General features: G+C 70.7%; 23 protein-coding genes. 13 read left to right on the forward strand and 10 right to left on the reverse strand.

The annotated features are described in order from the left end of the window. Window positions 1-90 precede the first annotated feature (90 nt). Window positions 91-2,172, reverse strand: coding sequence for a cellulase family glycosylhydrolase (locus HNR40_RS57355; protein ID WP_221340816.1), 2,082 nt, complete (start codon window positions 2,170-2,172; stop codon window positions 91-93). A 103-nt stretch (window positions 2,173-2,275) separates the two neighbouring features. Next, window positions 2,276-2,650 carry a hemerythrin domain-containing protein gene (locus HNR40_RS25245; RefSeq protein WP_184965462.1) on the reverse strand — a complete coding sequence of 125 codons (375 nt, stop codon included), beginning with the start codon at window positions 2,648-2,650 and terminating at the stop codon, window positions 2,276-2,278. Window positions 2,651-2,758: 108 nt separating this feature from the next. Here HNR40_RS25245 and HNR40_RS25250 point away from each other — a divergent pair, with 108 nt between their 5' ends. The 5 genes from HNR40_RS25250 to HNR40_RS25270 all read left to right on the forward strand — a co-directional run bounded on the left by HNR40_RS25250 (window position 2,759) and on the right by HNR40_RS25270 (window position 6,395). Then, window positions 2,759-3,115 carry a winged helix-turn-helix transcriptional regulator gene (locus tag HNR40_RS25250; protein ID WP_312896502.1) on the forward strand — a complete coding sequence of 119 codons (357 nt, stop codon included), beginning with the start codon at window positions 2,759-2,761 and terminating at the stop codon, window positions 3,113-3,115. Between the two features lie 32 nt (window positions 3,116-3,147). Then, on the forward strand, window positions 3,148-4,332 hold the full coding sequence (locus HNR40_RS25255; protein WP_184965467.1) for a serine hydrolase domain-containing protein: 1,185 nt from the start codon (window positions 3,148-3,150) through the stop codon (window positions 4,330-4,332). Continuing rightward, on the forward strand, window positions 4,307-4,870 hold the full coding sequence (locus tag HNR40_RS25260; protein ID WP_184965469.1) for an AAA family ATPase: 564 nt from the start codon (window positions 4,307-4,309) through the stop codon (window positions 4,868-4,870). Before HNR40_RS25255 ends, HNR40_RS25260 begins: the two co-directional genes overlap by 26 nt. A 27-nt stretch (window positions 4,871-4,897) precedes the next feature. Next, window positions 4,898-5,548 (forward strand): leucine efflux protein LeuE, encoded by a 651-nt coding sequence (leuE, locus tag HNR40_RS25265; protein WP_184965471.1) that lies wholly within the window; start codon window positions 4,898-4,900, stop codon window positions 5,546-5,548. Window positions 5,549-5,762: 214 nt separating this feature from the next. Continuing rightward, a complete protein-coding gene (locus tag HNR40_RS25270) occupies window positions 5,763-6,395 on the forward strand; it encodes a VC0807 family protein (RefSeq protein ID WP_221340817.1) in 633 nt (210 codons plus the stop codon). 934 nt (window positions 6,396-7,329) lie between these two features. On the opposite strand, the gene HNR40_RS57360 is transcribed toward HNR40_RS25270, so the two are convergent. Continuing rightward, a complete protein-coding gene (locus HNR40_RS57360; RefSeq protein ID WP_184965473.1) occupies window positions 7,330-8,481 on the reverse strand; it encodes a sensor histidine kinase in 1,152 nt (383 codons plus the stop codon). A 362-nt stretch (window positions 8,482-8,843) separates the two neighbouring features. Between HNR40_RS57360 and HNR40_RS25280 the strand changes: the two genes are divergently transcribed. The 8 genes from HNR40_RS25280 to HNR40_RS25315 all read left to right on the forward strand — a co-directional run bounded on the left by HNR40_RS25280 (window position 8,844) and on the right by HNR40_RS25315 (window position 18,356). Continuing rightward, window positions 8,844-9,464 carry a DedA family protein gene (locus HNR40_RS25280; RefSeq protein WP_184965475.1) on the forward strand — a complete coding sequence of 207 codons (621 nt, stop codon included), beginning with the start codon at window positions 8,844-8,846 and terminating at the stop codon, window positions 9,462-9,464. Window positions 9,465-9,501: 37 nt separating this feature from the next. Beyond that, window positions 9,502-10,317, forward strand: a complete 816-nt coding sequence (locus tag HNR40_RS25285; RefSeq protein WP_184965477.1) for a DMT family transporter — start codon at window positions 9,502-9,504, stop codon at window positions 10,315-10,317. A gap of 1 nt (window position 10,318) precedes the next feature. Next, window positions 10,319-11,524 (forward strand): glycosyltransferase, encoded by a 1,206-nt coding sequence (locus HNR40_RS25290; protein WP_184965479.1) that lies wholly within the window; start codon window positions 10,319-10,321, stop codon window positions 11,522-11,524. Next, entirely contained in the window at window positions 11,521-12,240 is a 720-nt protein-coding gene (locus tag HNR40_RS25295; protein WP_184965481.1) for a DUF998 domain-containing protein, read from the forward strand. The genes HNR40_RS25290 and HNR40_RS25295 overlap by 4 nt, the downstream gene beginning before the upstream one ends. A gap of 115 nt (window positions 12,241-12,355) precedes the next feature. Further along, a complete protein-coding gene (locus HNR40_RS25300) occupies window positions 12,356-13,057 on the forward strand; it encodes a cytochrome P450 family protein (RefSeq protein WP_184965483.1) in 702 nt (233 codons plus the stop codon). Next, window positions 13,054-13,806, forward strand: a complete 753-nt coding sequence (locus HNR40_RS25305; protein WP_184965485.1) for an isocitrate lyase/PEP mutase family protein — start codon at window positions 13,054-13,056, stop codon at window positions 13,804-13,806. Before HNR40_RS25300 ends, HNR40_RS25305 begins: the two co-directional genes overlap by 4 nt. Window positions 13,807-13,813: 7 nt before the next feature. Further along, on the forward strand, window positions 13,814-16,828 hold the full coding sequence (locus HNR40_RS25310) for an AfsR/SARP family transcriptional regulator (RefSeq protein ID WP_246509474.1): 3,015 nt from the start codon (window positions 13,814-13,816) through the stop codon (window positions 16,826-16,828). Between the two features lie 31 nt (window positions 16,829-16,859). After that, window positions 16,860-18,356 carry a DHA2 family efflux MFS transporter permease subunit gene (locus tag HNR40_RS25315; RefSeq protein ID WP_184965487.1) on the forward strand — a complete coding sequence of 499 codons (1,497 nt, stop codon included), beginning with the start codon at window positions 16,860-16,862 and terminating at the stop codon, window positions 18,354-18,356. On the opposite strand, the gene HNR40_RS25320 is transcribed toward HNR40_RS25315, so the two are convergent. The 7 genes from HNR40_RS25320 to HNR40_RS25350 form a co-directional block, all read right to left on the reverse strand. Then, window positions 18,325-19,545: an MFS transporter gene (locus HNR40_RS25320; RefSeq protein ID WP_184965489.1), complete on the reverse strand. Its 1,221-nt coding sequence runs from the start codon at window positions 19,543-19,545 to the stop codon at window positions 18,325-18,327. The genes HNR40_RS25315 and HNR40_RS25320 overlap by 32 nt on opposite strands. Window positions 19,546-19,726: 181 nt before the next feature. Beyond that, window positions 19,727-20,557 carry a serine hydrolase gene (locus tag HNR40_RS25325; RefSeq protein WP_184965492.1) on the reverse strand — a complete coding sequence of 277 codons (831 nt, stop codon included), beginning with the start codon at window positions 20,555-20,557 and terminating at the stop codon, window positions 19,727-19,729. 198 nt (window positions 20,558-20,755) lie between these two features. Next, entirely contained in the window at window positions 20,756-21,634 is an 879-nt protein-coding gene (locus HNR40_RS25330; protein WP_184965494.1) for an alpha/beta hydrolase, read from the reverse strand. A 50-nt stretch (window positions 21,635-21,684) separates the two neighbouring features. After that, window positions 21,685-23,079 carry an NAD(P)/FAD-dependent oxidoreductase gene (locus HNR40_RS25335; protein ID WP_184965496.1) on the reverse strand — a complete coding sequence of 465 codons (1,395 nt, stop codon included), beginning with the start codon at window positions 23,077-23,079 and terminating at the stop codon, window positions 21,685-21,687. 176 nt (window positions 23,080-23,255) lie between these two features. Then, window positions 23,256-24,044: an ABC transporter permease gene (locus HNR40_RS25340; protein ID WP_184965498.1), complete on the reverse strand. Its 789-nt coding sequence runs from the start codon at window positions 24,042-24,044 to the stop codon at window positions 23,256-23,258. Then, entirely contained in the window at window positions 24,041-24,898 is an 858-nt protein-coding gene (locus HNR40_RS25345; RefSeq protein WP_184965500.1) for an ABC transporter permease, read from the reverse strand. The genes HNR40_RS25340 and HNR40_RS25345 overlap by 4 nt, the downstream gene beginning before the upstream one ends. A gap of 2 nt (window positions 24,899-24,900) precedes the next feature. Continuing rightward, on the reverse strand, window positions 24,901-26,094 hold the full coding sequence (locus HNR40_RS25350) for an ABC transporter substrate-binding protein (protein WP_246509475.1): 1,194 nt from the start codon (window positions 26,092-26,094) through the stop codon (window positions 24,901-24,903). Window positions 26,095-26,120 lie beyond the last annotated feature (26 nt).

The raw sequence follows: 26,120 nt of genomic DNA on the forward strand, positions 1-26,120 counted from the left end.
CAGTGTGGGACCTGCCCCTGGGGGAGGTTCCAGTCGTTGGTCCGGGCGCCGTGCGCGGATCCCCACGCGCACGGCGCCCGGGTCGGGGGGTTAGAAGTCGTCAGGCAGGCGGACCTGGTCGCGGATCCACCGTCCCGCCTCCTTCAGCCGGCTGGTGCCGGTGAACGGGCCGCCAGGGCAGGTGCCCTCGGTGAAGACGGCGCCGGAGAGGGGGTCGTCGGAGAAGTTCCAGTTGACCCAGCTGATCTTCTTCTGTGCCATCAGGTCGATGTACTGCTGCGACCTGCTGAAGTTGTTGCCGCCGCCGCCCGATGACGTCTGCGTGCCGAACTCGGTGACGAACATCGGCAGGCGGTCGGCCGCGCGGGACAGGGTGTTGAGGTAGTTGGTGCCGTGCGAGGCGGCGTAGAAGTGGAACGTGTACATGATGTTGGTCGCGTTGACCGGGTTGTTGATGATCTCGGTCTCGTCGGAGCTCTCGGAGACGCCGAGCGAGGACCAGGCTCGGGTGCCGACCAGGATCGTGCTCTCGGGGTCGTTGGCCCTGATCACCGGGATGATCTGGTGGGCGTAGTCGCGGATGCGCGACCAGGCGACGCCGCTGGGCTCGTTCATGACCTCGTAGAGCAGGTTCTTCTTGTTGTTGTGGCGCTGGGCGATCTCGGTGAAGAACGTCTTGGCCTTGTTGAGGTTGTTCTGGGCGAATGGGTCACCGGGGTTGAGCATGTGCCAGTCGACGATGGCGTACATGCCGCGGGAGGTGGCCTGCTCGATCAGGTTGTGCACCCGGTCGGTGAACGCCCGGGGGTTGGTGTCGTAGCCGCCCTCCTGGATGTACATGGAGATGCGCAGGACGTCCGACTTCCAGTCGTCGGCCAGGGCATTGAGCGAGGCGGTGTTGAGGCAGTCGTAGTGCCACTGGATGCCGTGGCTGCTCATGCCGCGCAGCTGGATCTGCTTGCCGTTCTCGTTGCAGAGCTTGATCCCGCACACGCGCAGCTGGCCGTTGGCATCAACCGGGGTGCCGCCGCTGGTGGGCGGCTGGGTGGTGGCGGTGACGGCGGCGCTGCGGTCGGACTCGTTGTCGGACGGGTCGCGCGCGGTCACGGTGTAGGTGTGCGTGGAGGAGCCGGCCAGGCCGGTCACGGTGGCCGTGGTGCCGGTGACGGTGGCGACGACGGTGTCACCCTCACGTACCCGGTAGTCCTTGATCGTGCCGCTGTTGTCCGTGGCGGCGTTCCAGGCCAGCGAGATCGAGCTGGACGTGGTCCCGGTCGAGCGCGGGTTGCCGGGGACGGTGGGCTTCTCGGTGTCGGGCGGTCCGGTGACGCCGACGCTGAGGCGGTCGAGGTTGGGGCCGCCGTTGGCGGTGGTCGAGCTGGCCCTGACGGTGTTGGCGCCCGCGTTCAGGGCGGCGTTCACCTGGACCTCCTGCCAGGTGCTCCACGCGCCGGTGCCGGGGAAGTCCTTGGTCTGGGCGCTGCCGTTGACGCTGATGGACATCGGGCGGTTGACGGTGGTGCCGTTGGCGTAGCGGAAGGTCAGGGTGGCGTTGCCGGCGGCGGCCGCGTTCACGGTGAACTCGACGGCGGAACCGGTGACGTTGTCGTAGTTGACGAAGCCGGTGCCGGTGAACCCGGCGTGGTTGGACTCCACCACGCCCTGGGTGATCGTGGCGTCCTCGGCCTGGTGGTCGTTGCCGGGCGTGGCGGCGACCTCGGCGTCCAGATAGTCCCAGTTCGGGTTGCCGCCGGTGGCGGAGGCCGTGGCTCTGATCGTGTTCGCGCCGGCCACGACCGGTGCGGTCAGCGTGGCGGTGGCCCAGGTGCTCCAGGCGCCGGTGGGGTTGAAGGCGCGGTCGTCGGCGATCAGGGCGCCGTTGACGGAGATGTCACTGGGGCGGTTGGCGGTGGTGCCGTTGGCGTAGCGGAGCGCCAGGGTGGCGGTGCCGGCTGCGGGGGCGTTGAACGTCCACTCCACGTACGGCCCCGCCACGTTGTCGCCGTTGACGAAGCCGGTGCCGGAGAAGCCGGGGTGGTTGGACTCGACGGCACCCTGCGAGATCGTGGCGTTCTCCGCCTCGAGCCGGGTGGGCGCGGCTTCGGCGGGCAGTGCGGGTAAGAGGGCCAGACAGACGGCGGCCAGAGTGATCAGCCGCGTGGAACGATGCATGGGGGGGTCCACTCCTACTCGTTCATTAGGAAACTTAACTAACGAGCAAACGGAGAATAGATCCGACGTCTGTTCGGAACAAGGCCCAAATTGACAAGCGCCTCTACAGCCGTGACAAAAGGGGAGCCAGTTGCTCCTCCTCATAGTCGAGATGAGCCAGGAGTTCCTCGGCCAGCCGTTCCAGGTCCTCGCGGAAGTCGGCGGCCCGCTCGATGGCGGCGAGGATCTCGGCGACCTTGCCGTGCTCGCGCTCAAGCCGGTCGATGACCTCGGCGGACTCGGGGAAGCGGGCCCGCAGCGTGGTGAACAGGTAGTGGCTCTCCACCGTGTGGTGCATCTCGACGTGGTGGCAGTAGTACATGCAGCGCACCCGCAGATCACCGGTGATCTCGCTCGCGCCGCGCAACTCCTTCAGTTCCCGGCGCAGACCGTCGTGGACGGCGATCAGCTCGCGGACCATGGCGTGGTCTCGGGACATCGGGACACTCCTTCATGGTTCCTTCTAGTAACTAAGGCAATGATGGATTACCGTCGTGGTAGACGCCTAGATCGCACTTTTTCCTGCGTTAGTTACCTGGAGAGAACCGTGGAGTACCTGACGGAGACCGAGGCCAACTGCCGCGCCCGCGAGGTGCTCGACCGCGTGGGCGACAAGTGGTCCATGGTCGTGCTCTACAACCTCAGCACCGGCACCCACCGCTTCACCGAGCTGCGCCGGGCCATCCCGGGCATCAGCCAGCGCATGCTCACCGTCACCCTGCGCGGCCTGGAGCGCGACGGGCTGGTCAGCCGGACGGTCCACCCGGTCATCCCGCCCCACGTGGACTACGACCTGACGCCGCTGGGCTGCACGCTGCGGGAGATCGTGGGCGCGCTGGTCGGCTGGGCCCACCAGCACCTGGACGAGATCGATCAGGCGCGGACGGCGTACGACAGGGTGTAGACGCGAGACCGCTTCGGTGGTCAAGTCAGGGAATGACGGTACAAGGCACCTGCGATCCCCGGTTCTCCCTGGTCCGGGAGGAGTTCGAGCGCAACATCGCCGAGCGCGGCGAGATCGGCGCGTCGGTCTGCGTGATGGTCGACGGCGAGGTCGTCGTCGACCTGTGGGGCGGCGAGGCCGCTCCGGGGACGCCCTGGCTCCACGACACCATCGGCCACGTCTGGTCGTGCACCAAGGGGGCCACCGCGCTGTGCGCCCACCTGCTCGCCGCCCGCGGCGAGCTCGATCTCGACGCCCCGGTCATCCGCTACTGGCCGGAGTACGGCGCCGCCGGCAAGGGCGCCACCCTCGTCAGGCACGTGCTCGCCCACCAGGCCGGCCTGCCGGTGCTGCGCGAGCCGCTGCCCGCGGACGCGTTCCTCGACTGGAAGCTGATGGCCGAGCGGCTGGCCGTGGCGGAGCCGTTCTGGGAGCCGGGGACCCGGCACGGCTACCACGCGCTGACCTTCGGCTTCCTCGTCGGCGAGATCATCAGGCGGATCAGCGGGCGCTCGCTGGGCACGTTCTTCCGCGAGGAGGTGGCGGAGCCGCTCGGGCTGGAGTTCTGGCTGGGTCTGCCGGAGGAGCAGGAGGGCCGGGTGGCGCCGACGATCCCGGCCGACGTCCCGGCCGAGTTGCCGTCGTTCTACGTCAAGGCGTTCTCCGACCCGTCGTCCATGCCGGCGCTGCTGCTGGGCAACGACGGCGGCTTCATGACCTCCTCCGACACCCGGGAGTCGCACGCCGGCGAGTACGGCTCGGTCGGCGCGATCACCAACGCGCGCGGGCTGGCCGGCATGTACCGGCCGCTGTCGCTCGGCGAGCTGGTCCCGGCCGAGCAGCGGTCGATCATGGCCAGGACCGAGTCGGCGGGCATGGACGCGGTCCTCGGGGTGCCGACGCGCTGGTCGGCGGGGTTCATGAAGTCGACCGACAACCGGCACCTGCCGGCGGCCGACAGCGAGGGCGCGCTGATGTCGGAGTACGCGTTCGGCCACGCGGGCATGGGCGGCTCGGTCGGCTTCTGCGACCCGGGGGCCCGGCTGGCCTTCGGCTACTCCATGAACAAGCAGGGCAGCGGCCTGGGCATCAACCCCCGGGGCCAGGCGCTGACCGACGCCGCGTACCGGACGCTCGGTTACGATCGGGCCAATGGAGGGATCTGGTACCGGCCTTGACCGGTTCATCGTCCTGACCGGCGGGCCCGGCTCCGGCAAGAGCACCCTGATCGACCGGCTGGAGATGCTCGGGTATTCCAGGACCGAGGAAGCGGGCCGGGCGATCATCCAGGACCAGAGCGCGATCGGCGGGCGGGCGCTGCCCTGGGCGGACAAGGACCTGTTCGCCGAGCTGATGCTCTCCTGGGAGCTGCGCTCGCACCGGGCCGCCGCCGCCCAGGGGCCCGGCCCGGTCTTCTTCGACCGCGGCGTCGTGGACGTGATCGGCTACCTGCGGCTGGAGGGCCGCCCGGTGCCGGACCACGTGCACCGGGCGGCGCTGCGCCACCGCTACCACCGGCGCGTCTTCGCCGCCCCGCCGTGGCCGGAGATCTTCCGCAACGACGCCGAGCGCAAGCAGTCGGTGGAGGAGGCGGAACGCACCTACACGGCGGTGACCGGGGCCTACGAGGACTACGGCTACGAGCTGGTGACGCTGCCGAAGGCTCCGGTAGAGGTCAGGACCCGCTTCCTTCTCGACAACATCCCCCTATCCTGAAACATCCCGTCTTTCAGGAGCTCAGCAATGTACTTCGGCATCACTGACCTCTGGACCTTCGTGGCCGGTGCGTTCTTCATCATCCTGTTGCCAGGACCGAACTCCCTCTACGTCCTCAGCCTGGCCGCGCAACGCGGCGTGAAGCAGGGCTACCGCGCCGCCGCCGGCGTGTTCGTCGGCGACTCGGTCCTCATGCTGCTGGCCGCCGCCGGCGCCGCCTCGCTCCTGAAGTCGAACCCGGTCCTGTTCACGATCGTGAAGTACGCCGGAGCCGGCTACCTGGCCTGGATCGGCTTCCAGATGCTGCGCGGCGCCTGGCGGGCCTGGCGCGCCCCGCAAACCGAGATCGCCCAAACCGCCGAGCCGGTCGACCGCGTCAACCCGTTCCGCAAGGCCCTGGTGGTCAGCCTGCTGAACCCGAAGGCGATCCTGTTCTTCGTCTCGTTCTTCATCCAGTTCGTGGACCCCGGGTACGCCGCCCCGGCGTTCTCGTTCCTCATCCTGGGCGCGATCGTCCAGTTGTTCAGCGTCCTCTACCTGACCATGCTGATCTTCAGCGGGACCTTCCTGGCCGGGCAGTTCCGTACGCGGCGCAAGTTGTCGGCCGGGCTGACGAGCGGCGTGGGGGCGTTGTTCCTGGGGTTCGGGGCCAAGCTGGCCACTACATCGCTGGGGTGAGGTCGGCCTATCGGCCGGGTGAGGCGTATGTAGCCTTCGCGTGGAACGTGGCAAAAGAGGCAGTCGCACTCAGGCGGGTCAGGTACGGTTGGCCACCGGCGCGCTGCCCGGCGTGCCGAGGTGTCCGTGCCGTTACACCGACCGATCCGTTCGGCAAGCCCGGTTCCCCGCTGCCCGGGTAGTCGTAGGGTCTCGGCCTACCTGCGGAGCAGCCTTGAACCACCCTCCGATCACCTTGCCTCGCCTGACCACGCTCGCCCGCGACGCGGTGCCGAAGCTGCTGGAGGCGGTCGTGGCGCCGCTGGTCATCGTGTATGCCAGCGTGTGGCTGCTGGGCACCCAGGGCGCGTTGTTCGCGGGCCTGGCGTGGTTGTTCGGCGGGCTGATCTGGCGGCTGGCGCGGCGGGCCAAGGTCCCGGCCACGATGTGGATGGCGGCGCTGGCGCTGTCGTTCAGGACGGCGGTCTCCTTCTGGACCGGCGACTGGCACTACTGGGCCATCCAGCCGGAGCTCGGCACCATCTGCATCAGCGTGGTCTTCCTGGCCTCGGTCCGGCTGAACAAGCCGCTCGTGCAGAAGCTCACCCTCGACTTCGTCCCGCTGCCATCCGTGGTGCTCAAGCACGCCCGGATGCGCAGGTTCTTCGCCAGGATCACGCTGCTGTGGGGCTTCGTGCTGCTGGCCAACTCGACGGTGAGCATCTGGCTGGCGCTCAACGAGTCACAGCTCCAGGGCTACATGCTGGTCCGCACCGGCGTGGTCGCGCTGATCAGCGGCTCGGCGATCGCCTTCTCCGTCCTGGCCTTCAAGCGGGTCCTGCGCCGCATGCACGTGGCCCACGCCTGACCGCTCGGCCAGCACGATCGCGCCGCAGCCGGCCATCACCAGGCCGGTGAGCGTCGCGAACAGCTCCACCAGGTCCGGCACCGGCGTGGCCACCGGCCCGGCCAGCGGGCCCGCGCTGAGCGTGACGATCAGGCCGTAGAGGCCCCAGCCGAACATCGAACCCGACCCCACCCAGGCGATGGCCAGGGTACGCCCGCCGTACCCCTTGACCAGGGCGAGCAGTGCGAACGCGGCGGCGGCGATGAGCGCGCCCTTCAGCCCGTTCTGCAGGAAGGCGGTGGTGCCGGAGGCGGCCGCCATCTCCGGGGGCAGGCCGAGCGTGCCGCCGAAGGCCCAGAAGAGCTTGATGCCGGCGAGCGGCAGTGCCACGGCCAGCGCGCCGCGGGCCATGATCCGCTGGAGCGGCAGCGTCGCGGTCGGCGCCGGGCGGACCGCGCGGAAGGCCCGTGGCCAGCGGTCACGGGCGTAGAGGGCGAAGGCCGTGCTCAGCCCGATCGCCTGGCCGATGAATCCGCCGTAGACCGCCATGTACACCCACGGCGCGATCGGCCCGTCCGCGGGGAAGACCGACAGGCCCTCGACCAGCACGCCCACCGGCGCGGTCACCAGGATCACCGAGAGCAGGCCGATGCCGACCCACATGGGCAGAAGCACGAGCCAGGCGGGCAGCCGCATCCCCCACCGCATGGTGAACGACAGCGCCAGCACCAGCCCCACCAGGTCCATGCCGAACGTCATGGCGTTCATGGCGACCATGACGGGATTGGCGAGGAGGGCCGGGTCGGAGACGCCGACGTGGTTGCCCGCCAGCCAGAGCAGCTTGATGGTGAGGTAGGGGAGCATGGCGGCCATCGCGACGATCGCGGCGGTGATCCGGCCTATGCCGGCTCGTTCACTGGTCATGCTCCGATCGTGCTGCGGCGGGCCGCCCGGCTCATCCCGCTGTGCGGGGATCCGCCTCCCCCGCGCGGGGGAGCTCCACGGTCAGCTCGTAGCCGTCGCCGCGAGGGCCGGCGGTCAGGATGCCGCCCGCCAGCCGTACGCGCTCGCGCAGGGCCGTCAGGCCGGTGCCGCCGCCGATCGCGGTCGCCCGCCCGCCGGGCGCCCCGTTGACGACGCTGACCCGCAGTTCCCCGACCGTCACCGTCACGAGCGCGCCCGGCGCGTGCTTGGCCGCGTTCGTCAGCCCCTCCTGGACCACCCGGTGCGCCAGCGGCGGCTCACCGGCCAGCCGCAACGTGATCTCCATGCCCGAGGCGCGCGCCCGCTCGACCAGCTCGGCCACGCTCCCGCCCACCGGGTCGAGCGGCGCGCTCTCCCCCTGCTCGCGCAGCAGCCCGATGATCTGGCGCAGCCGCTCGGTCGCGTCCGCCGCGGCCACGCGCAGCTCCCCCGCCGCCTTGACCTGCGCGGGCGTCAGCCCGGGTGACAGCTCCAGGCCCGCCGCGCGCACCGCGATGAGCGCCAGGTCGTGGCCGAGGGAGTCGTGCATGTCGTGGGCGATCCTGGTGCGCTCGCGCAGGCGCGCCTGCGACTCGGCCGCCGCCTGCGCCCGCGCGCGCTGGGTGCGCAGCCTGCTCCGCAGCCCCCCGATCAGGTACGGCACCGCGTACGTGCCCAGCAACCCGGTCACCATGGCGATCCACTGCTCGGCCCGCCCGCCCTCGGCCAGCACCAGCACGCTAGCGGCGCCCGCGATCCCGGCGAACGCGGCCACCGCCTGCCGCAGCCGCTCGACCTGGCGCCCGGCCAGGTAGGCGTACCAGAAAAGGCCCAGTGACAGCAGCGTCATCGGGATGACCTTCGTGACCCCGACTCCCGGCAGCCAGCCGAGGTCGAGCGTGGCGAAGCCCATCTCCAGGTCCCAGGGCGCGGCCAGCGTGATGAGCACGACCGCGGCCACCGGCCAGGCCCGCCCCACGGCGACGGCGGCCGCCAGCAGCACGACGCGGGTGCCCGTCACGGCCACGAACGGCCCCAGGCCGTCGAGCGGATCGGGCCCGGAGGCGGCGGCGAGCACCGACAGGGCCAGCCAGACGAGCACGTCGTAGGCGACTTGGCGGCCGGATCGGCTGAGGTGGTTCACGCCCTCGACGGTAGTGGGCGCCGGGCACCGCCCGGACCTGCCGAACGTGGTGTGAGAACCCCGACGAAGGTAGGGCTAACCCCACCTCTGATTCGGATACCTGCACTCCTGACTCACCGGGAGGACCCAGGAAGGATCGATGGTGTCAGCCGGAGGTCGTACCTCGACCCTGACGAAAGTCGGGGGTGGTGCGTACCGAACGTCCGATGCGCCGTGAACTGCGGACTTCTTACCTTCGTGGTGGTGTGACCCCGAGAACGTCTCAGGGGTTTGCCCGTGACCTTAGGGGGTTGTCCCCCGATGCCTCGCGGCTCCTCCGCCGAGATGGTGGATGGGCCCACTGAAGATTCGGAGTGCACGACATGTCTCACGCGATTCTCGACCTGCTGCAACAGGTCATGTCCTCGCCGTGGCTTTATGTCGCGCTGTTCGCCCTCGCGCTGCTGGACGGGTTCTTCCCGATCGTGCCGGCGGAAACCTCGGTGATCACCGCCGGGGTGTTCGCGGTGACCGGGCAGACCAACCTGGTGCTGGTCATCGTGGTGGCCGCCCTGGGCGCCTTCGCCGGCGACCACATCTCCTACCTCATCGGCCGCAAGTTCGGCGGACGGCTCCGCGAACGCAAGGCCCTCGTGTGGGCGCGCAACGCGCTGGCCGAGCGGGGCGGGCTGGTGCTGGTGGTGGCCAGGTACATCCCGGGCGGGCGGACGGCGACGACATTGACCATGGGCGCGGTGCGCCACCCACTGCGATCGTTCACCTTCTTCGACGCGATCGCGACCTCCTCCTGGGCCGTCTACTCCGCGCTGATCGGCTTCTTCGGCGGGATGGCCTTCGAGAACGACCCGATCAAGGGACTCCTGCTCGGCCTCGGCATCGCATTGTCGATCACCGCGATCGTCGAAGGGGTCCGCTTCATCAGGAAGAAGCGAGCCGCTACTCAGGATTCGGCGGAGCGACTCCCTGTAGACACGTCCGTTTGACCCTTTTTGGCGACTATCCACTAGAGAGGAGCGTTTCATGACTGTGCTGGCCGCGGCGATCGCCCTGATCGGCTCGCTGTTCTTCGCGCTCGGTGCGGCACTTCAGCAGTTCGAAGCACTCGGCTCCGGCAAGACCCGCCTGCGTACGCTCGTCCGGCGGCCGCGGTGGGTCATCGGCGGGGCCTCCATCGTCGCGGGCGGCGGCCTGCACATCGTCGCGCTGGGTCTCGGCCCGCTGACGATCGTGCAGCCGATGGGCGTGGCCAGCCTGTTGTTCGCGCTGCCGCTCGCGGCGGCGCTGCACGGGCGCCGGCCCTCCCGCGCCGAGCTGGGCTCGGCCGCCGTCGTGGCGGTCGGACTGATCGGCCTGGTTCTCCTGGTTCCCCCATCAACCGGCCCTTCGCACCTGAGCCTCCAGGAGGTGGCGATCTTGCTCGCCGTCTCCGGTGTGGCCGCGGTGCTGCTCTGGGCAGGTTCCAGGATCGCCTCCCCCGCCGGTCGGGCCGCCCTGCTCGCCACCAGTGCCGGAGTTCTCTACGGCGCGACGGCCACCCTCATGCGGGTGCTCGCCGACACCTTCGGAGAACAGGGCTGGAACTGGTGGTACCTGCTCGCTCTGCCCGTCCCCGCGCTGCTCGCCCTGATGCTCCTGCAGCGCGCCTACGCCGTAGGCCACTTCGGCGTCTCCTTCGCCTCGCTGCAGATCGCCGACCCGCTCACCGCGGTGGCCTTCGGCGCCCTGCTGCTCGGTGAACCTCTGCCCACCGGCGTTGCCCCCATCGCCGCCGCCGCGCTCACCGCGGTCGGAACCGTGGCACTTGCCCGCACCACCCCCTTGGAAAGGTCCGCCTGACATGGCCATGCCCCTGCCGACCCGCACCCCCGAGCTTCACCCCGTCGCCGACCGTCCCCGCCGGATCCTGATCTCGACCGACACGTATCCCCCCGACGTGAACGGCACCGCGGTCTTCACCTACCGCCTGGCCACCGGCCTGGCGGAGCGCGGCAACGAGGTCCACGTGATCTGCCAGTCGGACGAGGGCCCGGCCAAGGCGGACGTGGTCGACGGGGTCATCGTGCACCGGCTGCGCTCGGCGCCGCTGCTGGTCCACCCGACCATGCGGGTGACGGTCCCGACCCGGCTCGACCGGCTCGTCGAGGCCATCGACCCGGACGTGCTGCACTCCCAGGGCCATTTCGTGGTCGGCCGGGCGGCCATCAACGCCGCCCGCCGCCGCGGCGTCCCGGTCGTGGCGACCAACCACTTCATGCCCGACAACCTCTTCCAGTTCGGGCACGTGCCCGCGCGGCTGCGGGCCAAGGCCGGGCAGCTCGCCTGGCGCGACTTCCGCCGCATTTTCAACCGCGCCCAGCGGGTCACCACGCCCACGCCGCTGGCCGCCAAGCTGCTGGCCGACACCGGCTTCACCGGCCAGGTCGAGCCGGTCTCGTGCGGCATCGACCTGGCCCGCTTCCACCCGCACACCGAGCCCAAGCAGTGGGCGCGCAAGATGTTCGGGCTGCCCGACCGCAACACCGTGCTGTTCGTGGGCCGCCTCGACGAGGAGAAGCGGCTCGACGACCTGGTGCGGGCGCTGCCGTACGTGCTGAACGAGACCGACGCGCAGCTCGCCTTCGTCGGCCGCGGCAACCAGCGCGAGGTGCTGGAGCAGCTGGCCAAGCGGATCGGGGTGGCCGACCGGGTGTTCATGCTCGGGTTCGTGCCCGACGAGCAGATGCCGCAGGCCTTCGCCGCCGCCGACGCGTTCGCCATGCCGAGCATCGCGGAGCTGCAGAGCATCGCGACGCTGGAGGCCATGGCCAGCGGGCTGCCCGTGGTCGTCGCCGACGCGATGGCGCTGCCGCACCTCGTCGACGACAACGGCTTCCTGTTCCCGCCCCGCGACGTCATCGCGCTCGCCAAGAACCTGACGACGCTGCTCACCGACGAGGCGCTGCGCGAGCGCATGGGCAAGGCCAGCCGCGAGCTCGCCCTCACCCACGACCACCAGAACTCCCTTGCCCGGTTCGAGCAGATCTATGATGAGGTGGCGCGATGATCTGGGGTGCCGTCGCCGGTGCGCTGGTCGCTGTGTTCTCGCTGGGTTACGCCCAGCTCGCGCTGCCCGAGCAGCCTCTCCTCAGTGACTACGCGCTGGTCTCCGGCGGGCTGGTGCCGGTCGTGACCGGCATGCTCGGGCTCGCCGCCACCTGCGTCTTCCTCGCGTACGGCCTGGCCGTGCGCGAGCCCGCGCGCACCGCGGCGACCCGGGTCCTGCTGCTGGCCGGAGCCGCCGGCCTCATGCTCAGCGCCGTCTTCCCCACCGACCCCGCGGGGGTCGCGGTCAAGTCGATCACCGGGGAGATCCACCGCTGGTCGGCGGCCGTGGTCTTCACCACACTGCCGGTGGCCGGCTGGATGCTGGCCCGCGCCCGCGGCGCGCTGCCCCGCTGGAACGCGGTGCGGGCCCTGGCGGTGACCTCGGCGATCACGCTGGTGGTCTACCTGGCGACGCACCCCGCCTCGTTCCTGTCCCCGCTGATCAACGGCGGCGCCTACTACGGGCTGCTGGAGCGGGCGCTCGTGCTGGCCGAGATCGTGCTCCTGGTCGTGATGGCCATCGCCGCCCTCCGGGAACACCGCCACCCGTCCACCGCCGCCATTCCCACGCAGGGCGCCGCGCCAGACATCGCGTCCGACACGGCGGGCTCCGGTCCCGCGCCGGACGCCGGGCCGGGTCCCGCCGCCGGGCGCACGGAACATCTGGCCGCCTAGCGCAAATACCCCCTTGACCACGGGGAGGCGATCGCCTCTCCCCCTGGTCATGGGGGTGTTTGTCGTCCGGGACCCTTCGACGGGCGTCGAAGCGAATCGGACCTAGGCTCGGACCATGCTCATCACCCGATACACGCAGGCCACGGCCGTACTCGAAGACAGCGGCGTGGTGCCGCCGCCGGTCCCGCAGGACGCCGAGCCCGGCACGCTCGCGTGGCTGCGGGCGCGGGTGTCGCGCTTCGCCTCCGGCCCTGTGCACGCCGAGCGCCGCCGGGCCGTCGTCGAGCTGCTGGCCTCGTTCGATCCGGCCGAGCTGCGGGTGCGGGCCAGGGCGCTGGCCGGCGTACCGGCCGACGAGGTGGCGGCCAGGAGTTTCGGGGTGGACCAGGTGGCGGCGGTGTCCGCGGCCGCGAGCGGCTACCTCAGCGGGGAGACGAGCCCCGAGGCCGACGCCGCGGTCAGGGAGCTGCTGCCGCTCGGCATCCCGATGATCACCGTGTTGCTGCAGGCGCACGCCTCCACCGCGGCGCTCATCGCCAACGCGCGGGCCCACGACGACGGCGTCACGCCCATCGAGGACCTGCTGCACGAGACGCTCCGCCACGACCCGCCGCTGAAGCGCACCCGCCGGGTCGGGGTGGAGATCGATCTGGTGGCCGCCAACCGGGACCCGGACGTCTTCCCCGACCCGGACCGCTTCGACCCGTCCCGCGGGCGCACCCCGCACCTCACGTTCGGCCACGGTGTCCGGCCCTGCCCGGCCGCCGCCCACGCGCTGGCCATCGCCGCCGGCTACCTCGAAGGGAACCGCTCATGACCGCGAACGAAACGGCCGGCGAGGTGTTCGGGCGGCTGCACGTGCCGGGGCGGCCTTTGTTGCTGCCGAACGCCTGGGACTACGGGTCGGCGGCCACGCTGGCCGCCGAGGGGTACCCGGCGATCGGGACGACCAGCCTGGGGGTCGCGGCGGTGCACGGCAAGCCGGACGCCGCCGGTGCCACGAAGCAGGAGACGATCGCGCTGGCCAAGGCCATGGCCGGGCTCGGCGTGCTGGTGACCGTGGACATCGAGGGCGGGTTCAGCGACGACCCCGCCGAGGTGGCCACGCTGGTCGCCGAGCTGGGACGGGCCGGGATCGCGGGCGTCAACCTGGAGGACGGGCGGCCCGACGGCACGCTCAGGGCCATCGCCCACCACCAGGAGATCATCGAGGCGGCGCTCGGCCACGGCGTGTTCGTCAACGCCCGCACCGACGCGCACTGGCTCAAGACCGGCGACGACGCCGTCGAGCGGGTCCAGGCGTACGAACGGGCCGACGGCGTCTTCGTCCCCGGCCTGACCGACCCGGCGCGGATCGCGGAGATCGTCAGGAGCACGAGCCGGCCGGTCAACGTGCTCTACGGTCCGCCGATGGAGGCGCTGGCCGAGGCGGGGGTGGCGCGGGTCAGCACGGGTTCGCTGCTGTATCGGGCGTCGCTTCGCGGGATGCTGGCCGTACTGGGAGACGAAGGGCGGGCGATGCCGACCTACGACCAGATCGCCGCGATGCTCCCGCAACCCCGATAATCGAGGCATGCGCTTCGAGATCCTAGGCCCGACCAAGGTCCGGGCCGAGGACGGGCGGGAGGTCGCGCTCGGCGGCCCGCGGGTGCGGGCGCTGCTCGTCCTGCTCGCGCTGCAGGCCGGGCGCATCGTCCCCGCGGAGCAGCTCGTCGACGACCTCTACGGCACCCGCCCCCCGGAAGGCATCTCCAACGCCCTGCAGTCGCAGGTGTCGCGGCTGCGCCGGGCGCTGGGCAAGGACCTGGTGGAGTTCCATCCGGCCGGATACCGCCTGGCGGCCGACCCGTCGCAGGTGGACGCGCACCGGTTCGAGAAGCTGGCCGCCGACGGCAGGCAGGCGCTCGGCGCCGGTGACGCCCGCAGCGCGGCCGCCGTGCTCCGCGAGGCCCTCGACCTGTGGCGCGGCGCCCCGCTGAGCGACGCCCCGCTGGCCGAGGCGGCCGCCACCCGGCTGGAGGAGCTGCGCCTGGCCGCCGTCGAGGACCGTATCCAGGCCGACCTTGCGCTCGGCCGCCACCGCGACCTGGTCGCCGAGCTGCGCCAGCTCATCTCCGCGCACCCGCTGCGCGAACGGCTGCGCGCCCAGCTCATGCGCGCCCTCTACGGCAGCGGCCGCCAGGCCGAGGCCCTGACCGCCTACGAGGAGGGCCGCCGCATCCTCGACGAGGAGCTCGGCGTGGAGCCCGGCGCCGAGATGACCGCGGCGCACCTGGCGGTCCTGCGCGCCGACCCGGCCCTGGGCGGCGCTGCCGAGGGCGTGACCAGGCTCGGCCTGCGCTCGCAGTTGACCAGCTTCATCGGCCGGGCCGACGACCTGGAGCGGCTGGGCGGCCTGCTGGACTCGGCCAGGCTGGTGACGCTGATCGGCCCCGGCGGCGCGGGCAAGACACGGCTGGCCACCGAGGCGGCCGAGCGCATCCCCGGCGACGTCTGCTTCGTGGAGCTGGCCCCGGTGGCCGACGCCACCGACCTGGCGCGCGCGGTGCTGGCGGCGCTGGGCATCAGGGACGCGCCGGTCGCCGGGCCCGGCCGTCCGGCGCCCGCGCCCCGCGAGCGGCTGGTGGCGGCGCTGGCCGACAGGAAGCTGCTGCTCGTCCTGGACAACTGCGAGCATCTGGTGGCCGCGGCGGCGGAGCTGGCCGACGAGTTGCTGGCCGCCTGTCCCGCGCTGCGGGTGCTGGCCACCAGCCGGGAGGCGCTCGCGATCACCGGCGAGTCGCTCGTGCCCGTGCCGCCGCTGCGGCTGCCGCCGCCCGGGGTGCCGGACCCGCTGGACTATCCGGCGGTGCGGTTGTTCGCCGACCGGGCGGCCGCCGTGCGCCAGGACTTCGCCCTGGAGGGCGCCGACCTGGAGCTGATCGTGGGGATCTGCCGGGCGCTGGACGGCCTGCCGCTGGCCATCGAGCTGGCGGCGGCCCGGCTGCGCACGCTGACGCTGGCCGACGTGGCCGAACGGCTCGGCGACCGCTTCCGGCTGCTGACCCGCGGCAGCCGTACCGCGTTGCCGAGACACCAGACGCTGCGCGCGGTCGTCGACTGGAGCTGGGATCTGCTCGACGCCGGCGAGCAGCGGCTGGCGCGCAGGCTGACGGTGTTCGTGGGCGGCGGCCGGGTGGACGCGGCCGAGCTGGTGTCGGGCGGCGGCCCCGGCACCGAGGACGTGCTGACCTCGCTGGCGGAGAAGTCGCTGGTCGAGCTGGTCGACGGCCGCTTCCGCATGCTGGAGACGATCCGCGCCTACGGCGCCGAGCGGCTGGCCGAGGCGGACGAGGTGGACGCCACGCTGGCCGCGCACGCCGCCTACTACCTGGAGCTGGCGACCGAGGCCGACGCCCGGCTGCGTACCCGCGACCAGTTGCCGTGGCTGACGCGCCTGGACGAGGAGAGCGACGACCTGCACGCGGCGATCCGCTGGGCGGCCGAGGCGGGACAGATCGAGCTGGCGCTGCGGCTGATCTCCCGGATGGCCTGCTACTGGTGGATGCGCGGGCACCGGGTGGTCAGCGCGCAGCTCGCCAACCTGGTGCTCGGCAAGACGGGCGAGCCGCCGCCCGACGGTCTTGAGGAGGAGTACGCGACGTGCGTGCTGACCGCCCTGGCCGACGGCCGCGCCACCGCGGACCTGGCGCGCCGTCGTGAGCTGCTCGCGGACCGGGTGAAGGAGTTCCAGCTGCCGTTCCGGGTGGAGTTCCTGACGATGCTGATGCCGTTGTTCACCGGACCGCCGGCGGGCTACCGGCCGGCGGACGTGGCGCCGCCGCCCGGAGTAGAGCTCTCGCCGTGGACGCGGGCGCTGACGTGGCTGGGCACCGCCTTCGTCCACCACGCCTATGACCAGCTTGACGAGGCCGCTGAGCGGTTCGAGCGGGCGCTGGCGGACTTCACCGCCATCGGCGAACGCTGGGGCCGCATGCTGGCGCTGGGCGGGCTCCAGGACCTGCGCTTCGAGCTGCGCGACTACCCGGGCGCGATCGCCCTCGCCGACCAGGCGATGGCGCTGTCGCAGGAGCTGGGCGCGAGCGCCGACGCCGCCGAGAACCTGTGCCGCCGCACCGACAGCGTCCTGTGCCTCGGTGACCTGGACGCGGCCGAGGCGGGCTACCTGCGCGCCGCCGAGCAGGCCCGCAGGATCGGCGCGCCGGACACCCTGGCGTGGGCGCACCTCGGGCAGGGCGAGGTGGCCGCGCGGCGCGGGCGGCCCGAGGCGGCGCGCGCCTACCTGGAGCAGGCGCTGTCGGAGTGCCCGGACGGCTGGTACGCCGTCGTGGACACCCGGACCCGCATCCTCCTCGCGCTCGGCCGGCTCGACCTGGCCGCCGGCGACGCGGACGCGGCGTGGCGACGTTTCGCCACCGCGCTGGGCGAGGCGCAGCGCACGTTCAAGCAACTGTCGCGGCCCGCGATCGACGGCCTGGCCGCCACCGCCGAGTCGCGCGGCGACGGCGAGACCGCGAAGTTGCTGCGCACGCTCACGCCGCTGGAGGCGCTGGACCTCGTGGAGAGCCGGTCAGCCACCGGTCAGTGACCCGTCAGCGCCGCCGCCCACTGTGGGCGGCATGCGCACCAAATGGGCCTGCCTGGCGATCGCCTGCCTCGCCACGCTCCTTCTCTCACTCGACCTGACCGTCCTGCACCTCGCCCTGCCGAGCCTGGTCGCCGACCTCGGCGCCTCCTCGACGCAGTTGCTGTGGATCGGCGACATGTACGGCTTCGCGCTCGCCGGCCTGCTCATCACCATGGGCAACCTCGGCGACCGGATCGGGCGCAAGCGGCTGCTCCTCATCGGCGCGGTCGCGTTCAGCGCCGCCTCCGTCGTCACCGCCTACGCCCCCAACGCCGAACTGCTCATCGCGGCCAGGGCCCTGCTCGGCATCGCGGCGGCCACGATCATGCCGTCCACCCTGTCGATCATCCGCAACGTCTTCACCGAGCCCGGCGAGCGCACCACCGCGATCGGCATCTGGAGCTCGATGAGCGCGGCCGGGTTCGCGATCGGGCCGGTCGTGGGCGGCGTCCTGCTCGACCACTTCTGGTGGGGATCGGTCTTCCTGATCAACCTGCCGATCATGGCCGTGGTGCTCGTCGGCGGCTACCTCGTGCTGCCGGAGTCACGCAACCCGGACGCGGGCCGGATCGACGCGCTCAGCGTCGTGCTGTCCTTCGCCGGCATGGTCGCCGTCATCTACGCGGTGAAGGAGGCGGCGCACAACGGCCTCGGCGCCCCCGACGTCCTCGCGGCCGGCGTGCTCGGGGCGGCGGCGCTGGTGGTGTTCGCCCGGCGTCAGACACGGCTTGCCCACCCGCTCATCGACGTGCGGCTGTTCGCCAAGCGCGCCTTCACCGCCTCCATCGGCACGAACCTGCTGGCCATCTTCACGATGATGGCGATGTCGCTCATGTTCGCCTGGTACCTGCAGCTCGTCATCGGCTGGTCGCCGCTCCAGGCGGGCCTGGCCGGCCTGCCCGGCGGCCTGTCCGGCGCGATCGGCGGCATGGTGGCCGCGCCGCTCATCCGGGTCCTGGGCCGCAACGGCGTGGTCGCGCTCGGACTGGCCCTGAACGCGGTCTCCTTCGCCTGGTACGCCACGCTCGGCACCGAGCTGAACTACTTCTACCTGCTGGTTCCCATGGTCATCGGCGGCATCGGGATCGGGCTCACGTTCACCGTGAACAACGACAACGTGCTGGCCACCGCGCCCAAGCGGCGCGCCGGGGCCGCGGCGGCCATCTCCGAGACCGCCTTCGAGCTCGGCGGCGCGCTCGGCATCGCCGTCCTCGGCACGGTCCTGACCAGCACGTACCGGGCCAACATGACCTATGCGGACCCGGCCGCCCGCGAGTCGATCACCGACGCGATCAACCTGGCGAGCACGCTGCCCGCCGATCGGGCCGGTGAGCTGATCAGCGCGGCCGAGCAGGCCTTCGTGGCGGGGATGCGGACGACCTCGGTGGTCACCGCGGCCATCCTGGTGGTCGTCGCGGGGCTCGCGCTGGTGGGGCTGCGCGGGGTGCCCAAGGTCATCAGCGACGCTGAAGAACCTGCTCACCGGTGACGGCGGGCTCCGGCAGGGGGCGGAGGCTGCGGAGCCGTACCAGGACCAGGAGGGCGGCCAGGCCCGTGGTCAGCGGCGGCACCACGAAGGCGAGGGAGGGGCCGATCTGGTCGACGAGCTGGCCGGCCACCGAGGCGCCGGTCGCGATGCCGAGGCCGATGGCGCCGTTGAGCCAGGTGAACGACTCGGTACGGACGTCAGCCGGGACCAGGTCGTCGATGATCGTGTAGCCGGTGATCACCACGGGGGCGATCACCAGGCCGGCGAGGGCGGCGGCGCCGTACGTCATGGGGATGGAGCCCGCGAACGTGAGCGCGGTGGTCGCGACGGCCAGCAGTGCCAGGCCGGCCACCAGCCGGGTGCGGGCCGCCACCTTCCAGCGGACGGCGCCGTAGAGCAGCCCGCCCACCACGCTCGCGGCGGAGAACGTCCCGTAGATCGGCCCGGCAAGCGCGGGCTCGCCCAGCGCGGCCGTCAGCGAGGTGATGCCGACCTGCAGCGAGCCGAAGACGGAGCCCATGGCGAGGAAGGCGAGCGCCAGCGGAGCGACGCCGCGCAGCCGCAGCACTCCGCCGGTGGCCCGCACCCGGACCGGCATGGGCTCGGGCAGCGCGGTCCGCACGCTCGCGAACACCACGGTCCCGGCCACGATCAGCACCAGCGCGCCCAGCAGCGCCACGACCGGCGAGAACCCCGTGGACAGCCCCACGAGCAGGACGGGAGCGAGCGTGAAGGTCAGCTCATCGGTGATCGACTCGACCGCGAAGGCCGTGTTGAGCTTCCCCGAGCGTCCGAGCCGGTGTGCCCACCGCGCCCTGACCATGGCCCCGACCTGCGGCACCGACGCTCCCGCCAGCGCCGCGGTGAGCACGAGGAACGGCACGGCCGCCTGCGCGGAAGCCAGCGCGAGCAGCGCCCCGAGCGCCAGCCCGTGGACGGCGACCTGTGGCAGCAGCACCTTGCGCTGGCCGTAGCGGTCGGCGAGACGACCGGTCTGCGGCCCCACCAGGGCCTGTGACACCGCGGCCGCCGCGGCGGCGATTCCGGCCGCGCCGTAGGAGCCGGTGGACCGCTGCACGAGCAGCAGCACACCCATCTGCAACATCGCGTACGGCAGGCGGGCCACCAGCGCGGGCGCCAGGAACCGCCAGGCGCCGGGGGTGGCCAGCACGTTCAGGTAGGACCTCATCTGGTCTCCGTCCAGGTCATGACGGAGCCTCCCGGGAGCGCACCGTCGTGGTGGGCTTCGACCGGGGTGATACCGACGTGGTTCAGTCGGCCGCCGAGCGGTCTAACAGTGAGTTACAACGCCGGATGATCCCCCTTTATTGCCCTCGCGACGGGTGCCCTGGAACACATGGCGGCGGGTGTCAGGTGATGACCGGGACGGCGGGACAGGTGCGGGTGAGGCGGGGTGACAGCTTGTCGAGGCGCTGGCCGATCAGCCTGGCGAGGCCCTCGACGGCCTGGATGCCCTGGCCCTCCCCCGGCTGCAGGTCGGTCTGCACGGCCAGCAGCAGGTCACGCCCGGGCCCGTGGATCCGGCCGTAGCTGGTCACCGCCCAGGTGTTGTGCACGAAGGGCCGGGGAGTCCACCCGTTCTTCAGCGCCACCCGGTCCCCTGGCCGGGCCGCCGCGCTGACCCCCCACGCCTGGTCGGCCTGCACGCGGCCCATCAGCCCGAGAATGTGCGCACGGTGCACGGCCGACAACCCCGCACCCCCCTGAACCAGCAGCCGCAACAACCGGATCCGGTCGGCCGGGCTGGTGTTGGTGCCGCCCCAGTACCGGCTGGGACCCGGGGTGGTCTCCCGCAACCCCATCCGCCGGTAGAAGTTCCCCATCCCGTAGCCGGCGCCGACCCGCCACCACAGCGCGTCGGCCGCGTGGTTGTCGCTCTCCCGGATCATCCGGGCCGCCAGGTCGCTCTCCGCGGAGCTGAGCCGCCCCCGGCGCAGCATCAAGGCGGTGAGAATGTCCACCTTGCTGCCGCTGGCGGTGATCATGCCGCTCTCGTGCTCCCGGTACGCCAGCCGCAGCCCGCTCACGAGTTCGTGCGCACTGTAGACGATGCGTCCGGGCTGCCGGGTGACGTACCGATCGAGGTCCTTCTGAAGCCGCCCGCGCGCCGCCACCGCGCCGACCAGATCCGGGTACTCCAGCACACAGGCGGCGTTCGCCACATGCACGTGCGGCGCCATCGGCGGAGGCACCGTCCCGCACCCGGCTATGACCCCGCCCACCAGGACCGCCGTGGCAGCCGGTGACAGCCCTCGACCGTACGATCGCATGCCCGTCCCCCCGGAACACAACTTCGCCCCGGGGGTGGCGATCTTCCCATTACAGGATGATCTCTGCCCAACACCTCAACAGGTCACACGCCCAGATATCCGGGAAAGTCAGGCGGCGAGGTGTTCGCGGAGGAAGGCCGCCACCTCGGCCACCGCCTGTCCCACGTACGGCTCGCGGTCGTACAGGTCCACGTGCTCCTTGGCATCCAGCCAGACCAGCTTCTTGGGCTCGTCCAGCCGCCGGTACGCCTCCTCCGCGCCTTCCGGCGAGCAGAACCGGTCGATCACCCCGTGCACGATCAGCGCCGGTTTCGGGGACAGGAAGTCGGCGCCCATCATGTTGTCCATGGTGATCAGCTCGCAGATGCTCGCCCTGGTCACCTCGTTCTTCCAGGACGCGGCCGCGCCGCGGGAGGTCCCGTAATAGGCGAAGGGCTCGTCGCCCGGCATCGCCGCCTCGCCGTCCGTGGAAACCGCGGGCAGATACTCGACCGCGCCACCGAGGTCCTGACGCTCCAGCACGCCGGCGAACCCGCCCAGCGCGCCCTGATAGTCCATCCCCGTCCGCATCGAGTACGGATTGTTGTACGCCCCCGCGATCCCGGCGAAAGCCTTAACCCTGGGATCAAAAGCAGCAAATTTCAGGGCATATCCGCCGCCCAGGCAGATACCCACAGCCGCGATCCGCTCCGGATCCACCTCCGGCCGCGACCGCAGCAACGACACCGCCGCCCGCAGGTCGTGCAGCTTGCCCTGCACGTCCTCGTGCCGCCGGGGCTCGCCTCCCGACTCTCCCCAGCACCGGTGGTCGAAGGCCAGCGTGACGAAACCCTCGGCGGCCAGCCGCTCGGCGTAAAGCCCGGTCACCTGCTCACGCACCCCGGTGAAGGGGCCGGTCAGCACGACGGCCGGCCGTACCCCTGAGCCTGAGGGGATCCGCAGATCACCGGCCAGCACGATTCCGTCGGCGGAGAACTCCACTCTCATGCGCCAAGTCTGTGCGGCCGCGGACCTTGGTGTCCACGGCCGCGCGCGGCTCAGGAGTCGAAGCCCAGGCCCATCCGGTCGAGCGTGCGCAGCCACAGGTTGCGCTTGCCCTGGTGGAGGTCGGCGCGGGCGATCGACCACCGGGTGAACTGGATCACCCCCGACCGGACCGGCTCCGGCGGGAACGGGAACGGCTTCTCCCTGACCATCCGCAGCTCCGTCCGCTCGGTGCGCTCGCCCGACAGCAGGTCGAGCATGACGTTCGCGCCGAAGCGGGTGGCGCCCACGCCCATGCCGGTGTAGCCGACGGCGTAGGCCAGCCGGCCGCCGTGGGCCTGGCCGAAGAAGGCGGAGAAGCGGCTGCAGGTGTCGATGACGCCACCCCACCGGTGGGTGAAGCGCAGGCCGGACAGCTGCGGGAAGGTGTCGTAGAAGTGCCCGGCCAGCTTGACGAACGTCTCGTCGCGCTGGTCGTATTCGGGCTTGAGGTGGCCGCCGTTGTAGTAGACGGCGTCGTAGCCGCCCCACAGGATGCGGTTGTCGTCGCTCAGCCGGTAATAGTGGAACTGGTTGGCCGAGTCGCCGACGCCCTGCCTGTTCTCCCAGCCCACCGAGGCGAGCTGGGCGGGCGACATGGGCTCGGTCATGAGCGCGTAGTCGTAGACCGGCACCACGAAGTGCTTGAGCCGGCGCAGCAGCGGCGGGAAGACGCCGGTGCCGAGCGCGACCTTGGGCGCGGCGGCGCTGCCGTGCGGGGTGCGCAACGTGATGGTGACGCCGTCGTCGTCGAGTGCCCGGACCGGCGAGCGCTCGTAGATCCGGACGCCGAGTTTGAGACAGGCCGCGCGCAGCCCGAAGGCCAGCTTGGCCGGGTCGAGCATGGCGCAGCCGCTGCGCTCCCACAGCCCGCCCAGGTAGGTGGGCGAGTCGACCTCGGCCCGTACCTGCTCCCGGTCCAGGGGCACGTAGTCGAGCCCGAGGTCGGAGATCAGGTCCAAGTGTTCGTTGAGGTCGTCCAGCTGCCACGGCTCGGTGGCCACGTGCAGTTCGCCGGTACGCTCGAACGAGCAGTCGATGTCGTAGCGGCGCAGCGTCGCCTCGATCTCGTCGAGGTTCTCCACGCCCATGTGCTCAAGCCGCTCGATGTCCTCGGGCCAGCGCTCCAGTCCGTTGGCCAGCCCGTGGGTGAGCGTCGCCATGCAGAACCCGCCGTTGCGGCCGGTGGCCGCCCAGCCGATCCTGCGGCCTTCCAGCAGGACGACGTCCTGGGACGGGTCACGTTCCTTGGCCATCAGGGCCGTCCACAACCCCGAAAAGCCCCCGCCGACGACCACGAGGTCGGCGGTCGTCTGTCCGAAGAGCCGCGGCTGCGGCTCAGGTCTGGCCGGACTGTCCAGCCAGTACGGCTTGCGCTCCGCATCAGCAAGCGCCTTCAGCGGATCCACAAATCCCACTTCCCTACGAAGTTAGTGTGAAATACGAAAAATTGCGGGATCGTATGAGTGATCACGCACGGGTTCCCCCCGCCGAAATCCGATCTCGCCTCCCTGTTCTTTGTCGTCGTTCCTTAGCGTCGTATGCCAAACCCCCCGCCGACCGGCGGGGGGAAAGGTCGGAATTCTCAGGTACGGCGCCGCCGAGCCGCGACGAAGTTGGCCACGGCGATCAGCACGCCAACACCGAAGATCAGCGTACCCATGACGTTAACCTGCGGCGGAATGCCGGTCTTCACCGACCCGACGATCCACAGCGGGAACGTGATGGTGGAGCCGTTGACGAAGCTCGTCACCACGTAGTCGTCGACCGACAGCGCGAAGGCCAGCATCGCCCCCGCCGCGACACCCGGCATGATCGCCGGAAGCGTCACCTGACGGAAGGTGCCCCACGCCGAGGCGCCCAGGTCCCTGGCCGCCTCCTCCAGCGAGGGGTCGAGCGTGACCACCCTGGCCCGCACGGTCACCGTCACGAACGACAGCGAGAACAGCACGTGCGCGATGATGATCGTGAACGAGTCGCGCGGCATGTTCGCCGAGACGAACAGCGACAGCAGCGACGAGCCCATGACCAGCTCCGGCGTCGAGATCGCGACGAAGACCAGGAAGTTGGTGATGCCCTTGCCCCGGAACCGGAAACGGCCCAGCGCGAGACCCAGCATCGTGCCGATGACCGCGGTCACCAGAGTGCTCGCGACCGCGATCACCAGCGAGTTGATCAGCGCGGTAGACAGGTCCGAGATCGAGAAGAGCTCCTGGTACCAGCGCAGCGTGAAGCCCTGCCAGCTGGTGTTGGACTTGCTCTTCTTGTCGTTGAACCCGAAGAGGATCATCACGGCGATCGGCGCGGACAGCCAGACGATGATCAGCCAGGTGTAGAGGTGGAGGACGCGGTCGCCCAGACGGTTCCTTTTCATCGGTTGGCCGCCGCTTCCAGAACGTTCTCCGTGCCCAGCGCCTTGGCGTAGATGAAGATGCCCACCAGCAGCACCGCCATCAGCGTGAACGACAGCGCTGACGCCGACGGGTAGGCCAGGTTCGTCAGGTACTCGGTCTGGATGACGTTGCCGATCATCGTGTTCGAGGTGCCGCCGAGGATCTGGGCGTTGACCGGGTCGGCCGTGGCGGGCACGAACGTCATCAGCACCCCGGCGAACACACCGGGCAGCGACAGCGGCAGCACCACCCTGCGGAAGGCGGCCAGGCGGGTCGCGTACAGGTCCTGGGCCGCCTCGATCACGCGCGGATCCACGCGCTCCAGCGCGACGTAGATCGGCAGGATCATGAACGGCAGCCAGTTGTACGTCAGCCCCGCCACCACCGAGAAGGTCGTGGCCAGCACGTGGAAACCGGCGGGCAGCAGCCCCCAGCCCTTCAGCGTGCCGAGCAGGATGCCGTCGTCGGCCAGCAGGAAACCCCACGAGATCGTGCGCAGCACGAACGAGACGAAGAACGGCAGCAGGAGCAGGAACAGGTAGGTGGACTTACGCGCACCGCCCTTGAAGGCGATGAAGTACGCCACCGGGTAGCCGATCACCAGCATCGCCACGGTGGCCATGGCCCCGTAGGCGAACGAGCGGGCCAGCTGGGTGCTGTAGCGGCTCAGGGCGTCGGTGTAGTTGGAGAAGGCGAAGGTCTGGACGAAGCCGTCGATGTTGTTGCCGGTGGTCGTCGAGACCGAGGCCATCGCCGCCAGCGGCACGACCAGGAAGATTCCCAGCCACAGCCAGCTCGGCAGGGCGAGCAGGTAGGGGGTAAGCCGGCCTTTCACGGCTAGGCCTGGGTGACGGTCTGGAAGATGCGGTTGAACACCTGCTCGGTCTTGGTGGTGAGCTGGGTGTAGCCGCGCAGCTTGGCGTAGTCGGCCTCGGTCGGGAAGATCAGCGGGCTGTTGACCAGCGTCTCCAGATCCGTCTTCTCCTTGCCCTGCAGCGTCGCCACCTTCTCCTTGAGGATGTCGTGCGCCGCGGGGACCGGGGTGACGAACTGGATGAACTCCTCCAGCTCGGCGGCGATCTCCGGCTTGTAGAACCAGTCCATCAGCGTGATCGCGTCGATCGGGTTGGCCGCGCCCTTGGGAATGAGCATGTTGTCGGTCCAGATCGTGCCGCCCTCCCCCGGCACCACGAACTTGACCGGCTCACCCGCGAGCTGGCGCTGGAACACATCGCCCGACCAGGCCATCGTCAGCCACACGTCACCCTTGGAGACGGCGTCGATGTAGTCCTGGTCGTAGTACTTGCGCACCAGCCCGGCGTCGCGCTGCTCCTTGAGCTTGGCGCCGGCCTTCTCCCAGTCGGCCTGCGTCGACTTCTCCGGGTCGATGCCCAGCGCGAACATGCCGAAGTTGCCGATCTCCTGGGCGTCGCGCATCATCCCGACGCGGCCCTTGTACTTGGGATCGAACAACGCGTTGATGCTGGTGATGTCGTCCTTGACGTACTTGGTGTTGTATGCGATCCCCGTGATGCCCGAGGTGTAGGGCACGGTGTAGACGTTGCCCGGGTCGTAGGAGCGGTCCTTGTACTTGGCGCCCGCGTTGGCGTTGAAGTTCGGCAGCTTCGCCTGGTCCAGCTGGACCACGTAGCCCAGCTCGATCATGTGCTGGAGCTGGATGCCGTTCGTCATGACCACGATGTCGTAGCCGAGCGACTGGCCCGCCCTGAGCACCGGGTCCACCTTGCCGAAGAAGGAGGCGTTCTCGTCGATGACCTCTTTGTACTCGTAAGAGATACCGGTCGCCTTCTTGAACTCCTCCAGCGGCTTCTTGTCCTCGGGCATGTACTCGGGCCAGTTGGCGAAGACGACCTTGCCGGTCTTCTTCTGCTTGGCCCAATAGTCCTGGACCGCGTCCGGCTTGGCCGGAGTCTGCTTCTGACCCTGCACACCGCAGGCGGCCAGCATCAGTCCGGTGGCCGAGAGCCCGGCGAGCCGCAACGCTTCACGCCGGGTGCGGTTCTGCGTCATCCCACGCAGAAGGGCTATCTTGTTCA

Source organism: Nonomuraea endophytica, assembly GCF_014203235.1.
In the GTDB taxonomy this organism is placed as follows: Bacteria; Actinomycetota; Actinomycetes; order Streptosporangiales; family Streptosporangiaceae; genus Nonomuraea; species Nonomuraea endophytica.